This window comes from Oerskovia turbata (assembly GCF_000718325.1).
GTDB classification, from domain to species: domain Bacteria; phylum Actinomycetota; class Actinomycetes; order Actinomycetales; family Cellulomonadaceae; genus Oerskovia; species Oerskovia turbata.
The window spans coordinates 141,315-153,203 of sequence record NZ_JOFV01000005.1 but is presented as its reverse complement, the minus strand read 5'-3'; the positions used below and the strand labels follow the sequence as shown (position 1 = coordinate 153,203).

Below are 11,889 nucleotides of genomic sequence, written 5' to 3'. Positions count from 1 at the left end.
GGGTCCTTGACGGGGGCCGGGCAGGTGTTGACGCAACCCTGACGGCGCGGGCCGTGCGGCGGCATCAGTCGGCGTCGAGGCGCTCGCGCAGCTCTTCGGCGAGGTGCACGTCGTTGTCGAGCGCGGCGAGGGCGTCCGCGAGCAGGGGCAGCGCCTCGGCGCCGGCGAGGAACCGGGCGGCCGCGTCGTCGTCGTGCAGCTGGAGAGCGAGGTCCGCCCGCAGGACGAGCGCCCGGAAGCGCAGGCGCTCGGAGACGGTCCGGGTCCGGACGCCCTCGGCGTCGAAGGCCCGGTCGAGGACGCGGGCCGCACCCGTGGGGTCGCCTGCTCCGCGCAGGATGCGTGCGTGCTCGACGGCACGGGCGATGTCGGCGGGCGCGTCGACGGTGCGCCGTGGGAGGCGGCCCAGCGGGACCTCACCACGCTGCACCACGTGTGCCTCCTCGCACTCGTCGGGCCGCGGGGGCTGCCGACGGGCTGTGTCCGATCTGTCCGTCCTCGTCCACCCTAGCCGCGACCTGTCGCGTGCGCGCGGGATGCTGCTCGGCGCGCCGCCGACGAGGAGCGGGCTCGGCCGCGGACGGACGACGGCCGTCGCGAGCCGTCGCGAGATGCGGCGAACGGGGGTCCGGGACGTCCCTGGACCCCCGTTCGCCGCCTCTCGGCGGGTGCCTCAGCGCTGGACGCGCGCGCTCCCGCCTGACGCGAGCTTGCGGACCTCGGCGAGCGACGCCGTCGACGTGTCACCCGGGGTGGTCATCGCGATCGCGCCGTGCGCGGCGCCGTACTCGACCGCCTCCTGGATCGAGCCGAGCTCCATGAGCCCGTACGCGAGGCCTGACGCGAACGAGTCGCCGCCGCCCACACGGTCGAGGATCTCGAGGTCGGCGCGGTGCGTGGCCTCGGCGAAGCCCTGCACGCGGGACCACGCGACGGCACCCCAGTCGTTGCGGGTCGCGGAGTGCACCGCACGCATGGTCGTACCGATGACCTGGAAGTTCGGGTAGGCGGCCGCAGCGGTCTCGATCATGGCGCGGAACGCCGCGGTGTCCAGGTCGGTGAGGTTCTCGTCGACGCCCTCGATCTCGAACCCGAGGCTCGCGGTGAAGTCCTCCTCGTTGCCGATCATGACGTCGACGTACTGCGCGAGGTGGCGGTTGACCTCCTGCGCACGCGCAGGGCCGCCGATGCCCTGCCACAGCGACGGGCGGTAGTTGAGGTCGTAGGACACGATCGTGCCGTGCTTGCGCGCGGCCTTCATCGCGGCCTCGGCGACGTCCGCGGACGACGCGGACAGCGCCGCGAAGATCCCGCCGGTGTGGAGCCAGCGCACGCCGCGCCCGAACAGCTCGTCCCAGTCGACGTCGTCGGGCTGCATCTGCGCGATCGCGGTGTTGCCGCGGTCGCTCACCCCGACCGCGCCGCGCACCCCGTAGCCGCGCTCGGTGAAGTTGAGGCCGTTGCGGACCGTCCGGCCGATCCCGTCGTACGGCACCCACCGGACGTAGCTCGTGTCGAGCCCGCCCGTGAGCATGAGGTCCTCGACCAGTCGGCCGACCTCGTTGTCCGCGAGCGCCGTGACGATCGCGCCGCGCAGGCCGAAGCAACGGCGCAGGCCGCGCGCGACGTTGTACTCCCCGCCACCCTCCCAGGCGTCGAACGAGCGCGTGGTCTTGATGCGTCGCTCGCCCGGGTCGAGGCGGAGCATGACCTCGCCGAGGGAGACGACGTCGTAGGTGCAGTCCGCGGCCGGGCGCAGGTTCAGAGGGGCGGCTTGAGGCGTGGTGGTCATGCCTGGCTCACTTTCCTGCGACAGGGGTGGCGGCGGGCGCCGTGGACGGGAGGGCTGCCGCGAGGGCCACGGCCTCGGTGGAGCGGCGTGCGATCTCGGCGAAGTCGCCCGCCTCGACGAGGGACTTGTCGACCATCCACGAGCCGCCTACCGCGAGGACCGAGGGCACGGTGAGGTACTCGGTCGCGTTCGCGGCGCTCACGCCGCCCGTGGGGACGAAGCGCAGGCCGGGGAACGGTGCGGACAGCGCCTTGATCGCGGGCACTCCCCCGTTGATGCCGGCAGGGAAGAACTTCACGACGTCGAGCCCCAGCGCGAGGGCCGCCATGATGTCCGACGGCGTCGCGACCCCCGGGAAGATCGGCAGGCCGTGGTGCTGCGCGCGGCGCACGACGTCGGCGCTCAGGCCGGGCGAGACGACGAAGCGGGCGCCGGCGTCGACGGCCTGGTCGACCTGCTCGGCGTTGATCACGGTCCCGGCCCCGGTCACGAGCTCGGGAAGCTCGCGCGTCACGGCCGCGATCGCGGCGCGTGCACCGGCGGTGCGGAAGGTGATCTCGGCGATGGGCAGGCAGCCGTCGAGCAGGGCGGTGCCGAGGGCGAGCGCCTGGGCCTCGTCCTCCACGACGACCACGGGGACGACCCGGACCCTGGCGAAGAGCTCGTAGAGGTCGGTCGGGGGCGCAGCGGGTGACATGAGGCCTCACGTTTCGTTATAGTGAACGGATGTTCTGGAATACGAAATCACTCTACGTGAACGGACCCAGCCCGTGGTAGTCCGGCCGACCGCCGGGACGGACGCTCCCGAGGGCGGCCCCGCACCGGCCACCAGCCCCCTCGGCTCGGTCGACAAGGCGCTGCTCGCGCTCGAGCACCTCGCGGCCGCAGGCCCGCACGGCACCCCTCTGGGCCCCCTCGCCGCAGACCTCGGCCTCAACAAGACCTCGCTGCACCGCACGCTCGCCGCGCTGCGGTTCCGCGGCTACGCCGAGCAGGACCCCACGACCGGGAGCTACCGCCTCGGACCCGCCGCGACCGCGCTCGGGACCGTCTTCCTCGGCGAGGAGCACCTGCCCGCACTGCTGACCCCGGCGCTCACCGCGGTGTGCGAGGCGTCAGGCGAGCTCATCCACCTGGGCGTGCTGTCCGGACCGGAGATCGTGTACCTCGACAAGGTCGAGCCCGCGCGCGCCGTCCGCGTGTGGTCGGCGATCGGCCGCCGCCGCCCGGCCGCCACCACCGCGCTCGGCCGCGCCCTGCTCGCGTTCCGCGCGACCGACCCCTCCGCGATGGGCTGGTACGCCGCCGCAGCCGGCGAGACGAGCCCCGTGACCGGCGACGCGCTGTGGGCCACCCTGGGCGAGACCCGTGAGCGCGGCTACGCGACCGAGACCGAGGAGAACGAACCCGGCATCAGCTGCCTCGCGGTCCCCCTCCTGCGCGCCGGCCAGGCCGTCGCGGCACTGTCGGTGACCGCCCCGGCGGACCGCATGGACGCGAGCCGGCACGTCGAGCTCGCGCGAATGATCGACACCGTCGCCCGCCCCCTGCTCCCCCCGTCGCTGAGCCTGCCCGCCGACCTCGCTCCCTCGGGCCGCTGACCGCCCGCCGCCCCGGCGGCCACCCCGGAGGAACCGGGCACCGACCAGGCCGAGCCGGGACGCCGACGGCGAGCGACGCCGTCGGGACCGGAGCTCCCGGCACGATCCCCCGTTCGCTGCGCGGCCCCCTGCGGTGTGAGAGAGTTCAGAGCACACGCGATCTGCCCGTCGACCCGGGCACGACGAACGAGGAGCACCGCGGCGATGACCGTACTTGTGGCCTACAACGACTCGCCACAGGGTGAGGCGGCACTGCGAGCCGGAGCCGCCGAGGCGCTCCGCCGAGCCCTGCCGCTCGCCGTCTTCGTCCTCACCCCGCTCGAGGGGCCCCCGCAGGAGGACCCGCCGCTCCCGTCGGACCTCGCGCACCTGCTCGACGCCCTGCCCGAGGGCACTCCGGTCGCGACCGTCACGTACCGCGAGGCACGCGTCGACCCGCCCGTCGCGATCCTCGACGAGGCCGAGCGCCTCGCGGCGAGCCTCGTCGTGATCGGCTCGCGCAAGCGCTCCCCCGTCGGCAAGTTCCTCCTCGGCAGCACCACCCAGCGCGTCCTGCTCGACGCCCACGCCCCCGTGCTCGTCATCAAGGCCAAGCACTAGCCCACCTCACGCCAGGAGGTCCCCATGGACCCGGTCGTCGCTGGTCTCGTCATCGTCGCCGTCGGGTTGCTCCTGTGCTTCCTCGGCGTCGGCTCGGTCCACCTCGCGGTGATCGCGTCCGGGTTCGGTCTCGGCTGGATGCTGGGCGACCTGTTCGGCGCGAGCCAGTCGACCGCGCTGCTGGTCGGGGTCCTGGGTGCTCTCGTCGCGTGGATCGCGGTCGCGTTCGTGTTCAAGCTCGCGTCGTTCTTCATCGGGATCGTGACCGGTGCGGTGATCGGCGCCAAGCTCTACGGCACGGTCTCTGGTGACTCGGGGAACTGGGTCCTCGCGGCGATCATCGTCATCGCGGTCGCGGCGGCCTGCGGGTTCCTCGCGGACAGGTACCGGCGGCGGGCGCTGCTGTGGCTCACGACCATCGGTGGTGCGGGCATCGTGCTCGGCGGCCTGGGCAGGGTGTCCCCGGACACGCTGGGCTTCCTGCGCGACCCGTCGCCGGGCTGGGAGCAGGTCGTGTCGTTCCTCTGCTGGGCCGCGCTGGCCCTCGCGGGGTGGCTCGTGCAGCGGCGGCTGTTCGCGAAGCGCCTGGGCATCGAGCGCGACGAGGAACCCTCGAAGCGCTGACCCGCCGCCCCCGCTTCCGCTGAGTGCGGAGTTCTTGTGCGACTCGCCGGGCGTGTCGCACAAGAACTCCGCACTCAGCGGCGGAGGCGGGGAGAGCTAGCGCACCGCGACCTCGATGAGGTTCCTCCACGGGTCGTCGAACCGGAGCGTCGCGCCGTCGTGGCGCATCTGGATCCCGCGCCGGGACAGCCGGTCGACGAGGGCCGTGACGTCGTCCTCGGACGGGACCGAGATGGCGACCTGGCCGAGTCCGAGCGTCGAGGCGCGCGCCCCCGCCCCCCGGCTGTTCCACGAGTTCATGGCCATGTGGTGGTGGTACCCGCCCGCCGAGACGAACAGGGCTCCGGGCAGCGAGGCCGTGGCCTCGAAGCCCAGGGTGTCGACGTAGAACTCGCGCGCCGTGGGGATGTCGCCCACCTGGAGGTGCACGTGTCCCACCACGGTGTCGTCGGGCCCGACGACGTCGGTCGACAGCGCCCGGTCGAGCGCCTCGTCGGTGAGGTGCTGCTGCAGGAACGCGCGGGGGTCGATGTAGAGCGTGTCCATCGCGACCTGGCCGTTCTCCCAGGTCCAGGTGTCGCGCGGGCGGTCGTGGTAGAGCTCGACGCCGTTGCCCTCGGGGTCGGTGAAGTAGAACGCCTCGGACACCAAGTGGTCGCCGCTGCCGACGAACGTGCCGGGGGCGGTGCGCGCGACCGACGCGACGGCAGCGGCGAGCGCAGGGGCGTCGTCGAACAGCAGGGCCGTGTGGAACAGGCCGGCCTCGCCGCGACGCGCACGCGGCAGGTCCTTGCCGCGGCGCAGGACCACGAGGGGGGTCGCGCCGCGCCCGAGGACCACGGTCTCGTCGCGCGAGCCGGTCCCGGCGCCGGGGATCGCCGCGAGCAGCGCGTCCGACGGCGTCAGCACGGCCAGCGAGAGCGCGTCGCGGTAGTAGCGGGTCATCAGGTCGAGGTCGGCGACGTGCAGCGTCACGGCGTCCATCGAGGTGTCGGCCGAGAGCAGGTCCCTGGTCGCGGTGCCAGTGCCGGGAACCTTCGTCGCACGGTCAGTCATGATGTCCTCCGTCCTGGGCCGGGTCCCGACCTCTGCCCACCAGAATAGTTGACGCTTCAATTAAAAGGAAGCCTGGGATGCCCCCGGCGTCGGCCGACCGGCCGCTCGGCCGACGCCACGCCATTCCTCACGCGGCCGACGTCACGCCCACCGCAGCCCGCAGCCCTTCGGCGAGCGGCGTCGTCGGGCGCCCGAGGAGGCGCGACAGCTCGCCCGACGTCGCGGCGAGCAGACCGTCGCGCGTGTTGCCGTCGAGAGCGACCACGAAGCCCGCGGTCCCCTCGTCGAGGCCCGCGTCGAGCAGGATCTGCAGGTGCGCCTCGGGGGTCACGTCCTGGTAGACGACCTCGCGGCCGACGATCTCACCGATGGTCGCGGCGAGGTACGGGTGGTCCCACGCGACGTCGCCCGAGAGCTCGTGGACGCCCCCCTCGAAGGCCGGGTCGGCGTCCGCCGCCGCGAGGACGACGGCCGCAGCCTCGGCGTAGTCCTTGCGGCTCGCCGAGGCGACGAGGCCCTCGCCGACGCTGCCGAGCACCACTCCGGTCTCGCGCGCCTGCTCGACCGCGCCGAGGTAGTTCTCGGTGTACCAGCCGTTGCGCAGGATCGTGGCGGGCAGGCCCGAGGCCGCGACGAGCTCCTCGGTGGCCTTGTGCTCGGGGGCGAGGACCAGCGCGGACGTCGTGGCCTGCGGTGCGCTCGTGTAGACGAGGTGGCGGACACCTGCGGCCCTCGCGGCCTCGACCACGTTCGCGTGCTGCTGCACGCGCCGGCCCACCTCGGAGCCCGAGATCAGGAGGAGGACGTCGACGCCCGCGAGCGCCGTCGCGAGGGTCTCGGGGCGGGAGTAGTCGGCCTCGCGGACGACGACGCCGCGCTCGGCGAGGTCGGCGGCCTTGGCCGGGGTGCGGACGGCGGCGACGATCCGCTCGGGGGCGACGCCGTGCTCGACGAGCGAGTCGACGACGAGGTGTCCGAGGTGTCCGGTGACGGCGGTGACGGCGATCATGGGGTCCTCCTGAGGGGGTGATGGGTACCGCGACAGCCTGGCACTAACTTTTCGTCAGTGCAATCCATTCGGCGGTGCATTCTACGTCACAGTGCTCACGATCGGCCTGCGCGCTAGGCTGGCCCCGTGACCGATCTCCGCCCCACCCCCGACATCACGGGACCGTCCGACGAGATGCTCGCCGACGTGTTCCAGCGCGGCTGCACGTCCCGCCACGCGCTCGAGGCCGTGACGGGTCGGTGGGGAGTCCTGACCGTCGCAGGCCTGCGCGACGGCGCGGTCCGCTTCAACGCGCTGCGCCGACGCATCGACGGCGTGAGCGAGAAGATGCTCGCCCAGACGCTCCAGGGACTCGAACGCGACGGACTGGTCGTGCGCGAGGTCCGCGCGACCATCCCCCCGCACGTCGAGTACTCGCTCACCGAGCTCGGGCAGGTCGTCGCCGACAGGCTCGTCGACCTCATCGACGTCCTGGAGGGCGCGGTGCCCCAGGTCGTCGCAGCCCAGGAGGCGTACGACGCCAGGGCCGCGCGCTGACCGTCGCCAGGCGTCCCTCGCGGCCGGGCAGCCTCCACCTCGGCACCCACCGCTGCGTAGACTCGCGGGCATGACCGCCATCGCCCTCGGGCTCCCGCGCGTGCGACCCACCGGGGCGCCGAGCACTCCCGGGCGCCCGGACACCGAGGCGCTCGTCGACCGCTTCGGACGCGTCGCCCACGACCTGCGGGTGTCCGTCACGGAGAAGTGCTCACTGCGCTGCACGTACTGCATGCCCGCCGTGGGACTGCCCGCGATCCCCCGCGACGACCTGCTGACGCCGGGCGAGATCGGACGGCTCGTCGGTATCGGCTACCGCCTCGGGATCCGCGACGTGCGGTTCACGGGCGGAGAGCCCCTCATGCGCCCCGACCTCGCCGAGATCGTCCGGCGCACGCGCGCAGCAGCCCCCGGGGTCCGGATCTCGATGACGACCAATGCGATCGGCCTCGACAAGCGCGTCGGCGAGCTCGTCGACGCGGGTCTCGACCGCGTCAACGTCTCGCTCGACACGGTCGACCGCACGCACTTCGCCGAGCTCACGCGCCGCGACCGTCTCCCCCAGGTTCTCGCGGGCATCCAGGCCGCTCTCGACGCGGGCCTGTCCCCCGTCAAGCTCAACGCGGTCCTCATGCCCGAGACCCTCACGGGCGCGACCGACCTGCTCGCGTGGGCCGTCGAGCACGGGTGCCGGCTGCGCTTCATCGAGCAGATGCCGCTCGACGCCGACCAGAGCTGGGCCCGCGACCGGCTCGTCTCGGCCGAGCGGCTGCTCGACGTCCTGGGCACCCGCTTCGACCTGACACCCGTGGGCCGTGAGGACCCGTCGGCCCCGGCCGAGGAGTGGGCGGTCGACGGCGGCCCCGCGACCGTCGGGATCATCGCGTCGGTCACGCGCTCGTTCTGCGGCGACTGCGACCGCACGCGCCTGACCGCCGAGGGCACCGTCCGCTCGTGCCTGTTCGGGAACGAGGAGGTGGACCTGCGGGCGTTGCTGCGCTCCGGGCCGTCCGCAGGTTCGTCCGGCGCGTCCGGCGAGCCTCGCGGCGACGGATCCGACGACGCAGCCACCGACGCCGCGATCGTCGCCGCCTGGCAGGGTGCCATGTGGGCCAAGCCGTTCGCGCACGGCCTCGACCGTGGCGCCCCCGACGCGGGCGCGATCGGCGGTTCAGCAGACGATCCCGAGGCCTTCGCGCGCACCGAGCGCAGCATGGGCGCGATCGGCGGCTGACCGGCCCGGCAGCCAGACCGGCCGACGTGTCCAAGATCATGGACCGCAACGGCGCGGGAGCCGCAGGATCCCGCGCCTGGACGCTCCCCGCGCCCTACCATGGAGCCGTGGCCCTCCTCGACCTTCCTCGCGACAGCCGTACGCCCGACGAGCGCGCTCCACGCACCGACTCGCTCCCCGTCCACCGGCCCGGCCCGAGCCGCCTGACCGCAGGACCGAGCACTGTCCTCGGGACCCTGATCGGCGTCACGGCCGGCACGTTCCTGCTCGCGGGCCCGGGGCTGATCCTGGGTGCGCTCGTCGGCATCGGGTTCGGCCTCCTCAAGGACAACCCGCACGACTGACCGGCGGCTGGAAGGCAGGCGCAAGATCCTCGCAGTACCGGCTCGACGCCTCAGGACCGTTCGGCGACGCTGAACAGGTCGCCCGGGGTGGCCCCCAGGGCATCGCACACAGCGGTCAGAGTCGAGAACCGCACAGCCTTCGCCTTGTTGGTCTTGAGGATCGAGAGGTTCGCCATGGTCAGCCCCGTCCGCGCCGAGAGCTCTGTGAGAGTCAGCCCGCGTGCCCGCAGCACCTCGTCGAGGTGGCAGACGATGCGGTGACTCGGCTCGGTCGGGTCAGACGAGCCCATCGGTCTCCTCCTGGAGCCGGGCACCCTGCTGGAAGGCCACGGTCAGCGCCGAGGTCACCAGGCCCAGGACGACGATCATGACCGGCCAGTGCGGTACGTCGAGGCCGAGCCCCGCGATGGCCAGCTCGTGCGTACCACCGAGGTCCGTGGCTCGAGGGAACCAGCTCCAGAGCGCAGCACCCGCGGCGGAGTCGACCGCTCCCTGCAGCAGCCCGCCCACGAGGAGCGTGGCGCTGAGCCAGGTCAGGGTGGAGCGGACGCGACGCCCGAACGCGTCGCCCGCTGCGATCGAGCGAATCGCACGAGCGAGCAGGACCGACGCGATCAGGTAGGTGATCGCGGCGAGAAGGGCGGGCGTGGCTGCGAGAACCCTCAGTGCTGCGGGGACGTCGTCGAGGAACATCGTGTATCCCTCGCGGACCTCTGCCTGGAGCAGCTGTGGCAGGTCGACGACCGGCTTGCGCGGTTCGGCGCCACCTGAGGTGTAGAGGTAGCGGCCGGTGATCGTCATCCAGGCCTGCACCAGCTCCGACAGCGCTGCGAGGGCACCCAGGAGAAGGACAGCAAGGGTCGTCACGGTCGTGATGAACGGTCTGCGTGAGGTCTCGACGACGGCGGCGTCCATGAAGTCCCCTTGTCGACTATCAGTTTTATCGAAGAACGATAAAACGGAAGAGTGGGCCATGACAAGGGCAGAGGCGGAGGCCGGTCACCGAACCGTGACGTCCCTACAGCCCGACCCACTCCGAGTCGCCGTCGGTGAAGTGCTGCCGCTTCCAGATCGGCACCTCGGCCTTGATGCGTTCGACGAGCAGCGAGCAGGCCGCGAACGCCTCGGCCCTGTGCCCCGAGGCGACGCTCGCGACGAGCGCCACGTCCCCGATCGTCAGCGCCCCGTAGCGGTGCACGGCCGCGACGCGCAGCCCCGTCTCGGCGGCCACGGCCGCGCAGCAGCGCCGGAGCACCTCGGTCGCGTCGGGGTGCGCCTCGTAGTCCAGGCCTGTGACGTCGCGCCCGTCGTCGACGTCACGCACGACACCGCGGAAGGTCACGACGGCGCCGCACTCGCGCGAGGACACCGCGCCTTCCACGGACCGCACCACGGCGTCGTCGAGCACGTCGTCCGTCACGCGGGACACGTCGCCGCGCGGCGTCGCACCGTGGTCGTCGGTCGTCATCTGCTCGTCCTCTGCTCTCGGAGCACCGCTCACAGCCGCACCACCCGCACGATCTCCCCGGCCTCGACCCGGTCGACGCCCTCGGGCACCTCGATCAGGACGTCTGCGGCCGCCATGGTCGCCACGAGGTGCGAGCCCGCGCCGCCGACGACCTCGACCGTCCCGTCCGCCCCGAGCCGTCCGCGCAGCATCTGCCGCTTGGCCGGCGGGGAGTCGATCGCCGCGGTCACGGTGCGTGTCTCGTCCTCCCGGGCGGGGAGGCCTGCCGCGTGTTCGAGGACGGGGCGGGCAAAGACCGCGAACGAGACCTGGGCGCTCACGGGGTTGCCGGGGAACGTGAGGACAGGGGTCCCGTTGTGGGTCCCGAACCCCTGCGGTCCGCCGGGCTGCATCGCGACCGACCGGAACGTCACGCCGTCCCCGAGGGTGTCCTTGACGACCTCGTACGCACCCTGGCTCACGCCGCCCGACGTGAGGACCAGGTCGGCCACCTCGGCGGCCCGTGCCAGGAGCGCGGCCAGCTCGCGCGGGTCGTCGCCCGTGCGCCCGGTGAGCACGACGTCGGCACCGGCCCGCCGGGCGGCGGCCGCGAGCCCGGGCAGGTTCGCGTCGTACACCTGCCCGGTCGCGGCGGCCTCGCCAGGCTCGACGACCTCGGTGCCGGTCGAGACGACCGCGACCCGCACCCGCGCCCGGACCTCGAGCACGGGCACGCCGCACGACGCCGCGGCGGCCAGGTGCTGGGGTCCGAGCCTCGTCCCAGCGGCCAGCACCAGCTCGCCGCCCCGCACGTCCGACCCGACGTCCCGCACGAGCTCGCCCGCGCCGCGCGGCGCCAGCACCCCGACGTCCGTCCCGGCGGACCCGCGCGGGGCCCCGGTCGCGTGCACGCCGAACCGCACCGCGTCGGTGTCCTCCACGGGCACGACGGCGTCGCTCCCCTCCGGCACGACCGCACCGGTCATGATCCGGGCCGCCGTCCCCGGGGCGAGGACCACCGGGGTGCCGGGACCTGCGGGGATCTCGGCCACGACGGGCAGCACGACGGGCGCCCCGACCGAGGCCCCGGCGACGTCCGCCGACCGCACCGCGTAGCCGTCCATCTGCGAGCTGCGGAACGCGGGCAGGTCCACCGGTGCGAACAGGTCCGCCGCGAGCACCCGGTCGAGCGCGTCGGCCAGCACCACACGCTCGACGTGCCGGTCCGCGAGCGCCGGTCGGAGCAGTGCCTCGACCTCGCGGCGGTGCTGCTCGACGCTCACGCGACGGGCACCCGCGGCCTGCTGGTGCTGCGTCCCGGGTGCGGTCCGCGCGGGAGCGGGCGGCGCCGTCGGGCCGCTTCTCGCCTCTCCGCTCCACGCTGCCTGCTCTGCTGTCACGTCCGCTCCTCACACCGCCCGGCGGGCCACCCGTCCGGGCAGCCGCGGGACCCAGCCTGTCACGATCCGCGGGCCACGAGCGCACCCGACCGACGGTTGCGCCGCGCGCCGCGCCGCTCCCCTCGGTGCGGTGGCCCGTCCGCCCCTCGGGCGACACACTGAGAGTCCTGGCGGGCCGTCGACGGCCCGCTGCCGCGACGCAGACGACGGGGGCGACCATGGGATCGCGCAGCACCGGAGCAGAC

General features: G+C 73.4%; 15 protein-coding genes. 6 read left to right on the top strand and 9 right to left on the bottom strand.

What is annotated here, in order from left to right; genetic code table 11:
• Positions 1-64: 64 nt before the first annotated feature.
• The 3 genes from IE95_RS0106260 to eda all read right to left on the bottom strand — a co-directional run bounded on the left by IE95_RS0106260 (position 65) and on the right by eda (position 2,489).
• Positions 65-433: a hypothetical protein gene (locus tag IE95_RS0106260; protein ID WP_051702813.1), complete on the bottom strand. Its 369-nt coding sequence runs from the start codon at positions 431-433 to the stop codon at positions 65-67.
• Between the two features lie 240 nt (positions 434-673).
• Entirely contained in the window at positions 674-1,792 is a 1,119-nt protein-coding gene (locus IE95_RS0106255) for a sugar kinase (protein WP_030150780.1), read from the bottom strand.
• 7 nt (positions 1,793-1,799) lie between these two features.
• Positions 1,800-2,489 (bottom strand): bifunctional 4-hydroxy-2-oxoglutarate aldolase/2-dehydro-3-deoxy-phosphogluconate aldolase, encoded by a 690-nt coding sequence (gene eda, locus IE95_RS0106250; protein ID WP_036571235.1) that lies wholly within the window; start codon positions 2,487-2,489, stop codon positions 1,800-1,802.
• A 73-nt stretch (positions 2,490-2,562) separates the two neighbouring features.
• Here eda and IE95_RS0106245 point away from each other — a divergent pair, with 73 nt between their 5' ends.
• From IE95_RS0106245 to IE95_RS0106235, 3 genes are all read left to right on the top strand, one after another.
• Positions 2,563-3,393 carry an IclR family transcriptional regulator gene (locus IE95_RS0106245; RefSeq protein ID WP_051702812.1) on the top strand — a complete coding sequence of 277 codons (831 nt, stop codon included), beginning with the start codon at positions 2,563-2,565 and terminating at the stop codon, positions 3,391-3,393.
• A gap of 204 nt (positions 3,394-3,597) precedes the next feature.
• Positions 3,598-3,993 (top strand): universal stress protein, encoded by a 396-nt coding sequence (locus IE95_RS0106240; RefSeq protein ID WP_030150777.1) that lies wholly within the window; start codon positions 3,598-3,600, stop codon positions 3,991-3,993.
• 24 nt (positions 3,994-4,017) lie between these two features.
• Complete coding sequence (locus tag IE95_RS0106235) at positions 4,018-4,617, top strand: hypothetical protein (protein ID WP_030150776.1); 600 nt, start codon at positions 4,018-4,020, stop codon at positions 4,615-4,617.
• A 96-nt stretch (positions 4,618-4,713) separates the two neighbouring features.
• Here the strand turns inward: IE95_RS0106235 and IE95_RS0106230 are convergent, their stop codons facing one another.
• A complete protein-coding gene (locus IE95_RS0106230; protein ID WP_051702811.1) occupies positions 4,714-5,673 on the bottom strand; it encodes a VOC family protein in 960 nt (319 codons plus the stop codon).
• 127 nt (positions 5,674-5,800) lie between these two features.
• Positions 5,801-6,682, bottom strand: coding sequence for an SDR family oxidoreductase (locus tag IE95_RS0106225; protein WP_030150774.1), 882 nt, complete (start codon positions 6,680-6,682; stop codon positions 5,801-5,803).
• A 126-nt stretch (positions 6,683-6,808) separates the two neighbouring features.
• Here IE95_RS0106225 and IE95_RS0106220 point away from each other — a divergent pair, with 126 nt between their 5' ends.
• From IE95_RS0106220 to IE95_RS0106210, 3 genes are all read left to right on the top strand, one after another.
• Positions 6,809-7,219 (top strand): winged helix-turn-helix transcriptional regulator, encoded by a 411-nt coding sequence (locus IE95_RS0106220; RefSeq protein WP_276319035.1) that lies wholly within the window; start codon positions 6,809-6,811, stop codon positions 7,217-7,219.
• A 70-nt stretch (positions 7,220-7,289) separates the two neighbouring features.
• Positions 7,290-8,453 (top strand): GTP 3',8-cyclase MoaA, encoded by a 1,164-nt coding sequence (gene moaA / locus IE95_RS0106215; protein ID WP_030150772.1) that lies wholly within the window; start codon positions 7,290-7,292, stop codon positions 8,451-8,453.
• Positions 8,454-8,479: 26 nt separating this feature from the next.
• Positions 8,480-8,797: a hypothetical protein gene (locus tag IE95_RS0106210; protein ID WP_129429398.1), complete on the top strand. Its 318-nt coding sequence runs from the start codon at positions 8,480-8,482 to the stop codon at positions 8,795-8,797.
• Positions 8,798-8,847: 50 nt separating this feature from the next.
• Here IE95_RS0106210 and IE95_RS0106205 read toward each other — a convergent pair whose 3' ends face one another.
• From IE95_RS0106205 to IE95_RS0106190, 4 genes are all read right to left on the bottom strand, one after another.
• On the bottom strand, positions 8,848-9,087 hold the full coding sequence (locus tag IE95_RS0106205; RefSeq protein WP_030150770.1) for a helix-turn-helix domain-containing protein: 240 nt from the start codon (positions 9,085-9,087) through the stop codon (positions 8,848-8,850).
• Positions 9,074-9,712 (bottom strand): DUF2975 domain-containing protein, encoded by a 639-nt coding sequence (locus tag IE95_RS0106200; protein WP_030150769.1) that lies wholly within the window; start codon positions 9,710-9,712, stop codon positions 9,074-9,076. Before IE95_RS0106200 ends, IE95_RS0106205 begins: the two co-directional genes overlap by 14 nt.
• 103 nt (positions 9,713-9,815) lie before the next feature.
• On the bottom strand, positions 9,816-10,265 hold the full coding sequence (locus IE95_RS0106195; protein WP_051702810.1) for a molybdenum cofactor biosynthesis protein MoaE: 450 nt from the start codon (positions 10,263-10,265) through the stop codon (positions 9,816-9,818).
• Positions 10,266-10,294: 29 nt separating this feature from the next.
• Entirely contained in the window at positions 10,295-11,644 is a 1,350-nt protein-coding gene (locus IE95_RS0106190) for a molybdopterin molybdotransferase MoeA (RefSeq protein ID WP_206053284.1), read from the bottom strand.
• Positions 11,645-11,889: the final 245 nt, after the last annotated feature.

What these genes read in the sequence shown, in the direction of transcription:
- IE95_RS0106255 (WP_030150780.1), bottom strand. Translation starts at nt 1,792, where the DNA reads ATGACCACCACGCCTCAAGCCGCCCCTCTGAACCTGCGCCCGGCCGCG.
- eda (WP_036571235.1), bottom strand. Translation starts at nt 2,489, where the DNA reads ATGTCACCCGCTGCGCCCCCGACCGACCTCTACGAGCTCTTCGCCAGG.
- IE95_RS0106240 (WP_030150777.1), top strand. Translation starts at nt 3,598, where the DNA reads ATGACCGTACTTGTGGCCTACAACGACTCGCCACAGGGTGAGGCGGCA.
- IE95_RS0106235 (WP_030150776.1), top strand. Translation starts at nt 4,018, where the DNA reads ATGGACCCGGTCGTCGCTGGTCTCGTCATCGTCGCCGTCGGGTTGCTC.
- IE95_RS0106230 (WP_051702811.1), bottom strand. Translation starts at nt 5,673, where the DNA reads ATGACTGACCGTGCGACGAAGGTTCCCGGCACTGGCACCGCGACCAGG.
- IE95_RS0106225 (WP_030150774.1), bottom strand. Translation starts at nt 6,682, where the DNA reads ATGATCGCCGTCACCGCCGTCACCGGACACCTCGGACACCTCGTCGTC.
- moaA (WP_030150772.1), top strand. Translation starts at nt 7,290, where the DNA reads ATGACCGCCATCGCCCTCGGGCTCCCGCGCGTGCGACCCACCGGGGCG.
- IE95_RS0106205 (WP_030150770.1), bottom strand. Translation starts at nt 9,087, where the DNA reads ATGGGCTCGTCTGACCCGACCGAGCCGAGTCACCGCATCGTCTGCCAC.
- IE95_RS0106200 (WP_030150769.1), bottom strand. Translation starts at nt 9,712, where the DNA reads ATGGACGCCGCCGTCGTCGAGACCTCACGCAGACCGTTCATCACGACC.
- IE95_RS0106195 (WP_051702810.1), bottom strand. Translation starts at nt 10,265, where the DNA reads ATGACGACCGACGACCACGGTGCGACGCCGCGCGGCGACGTGTCCCGC.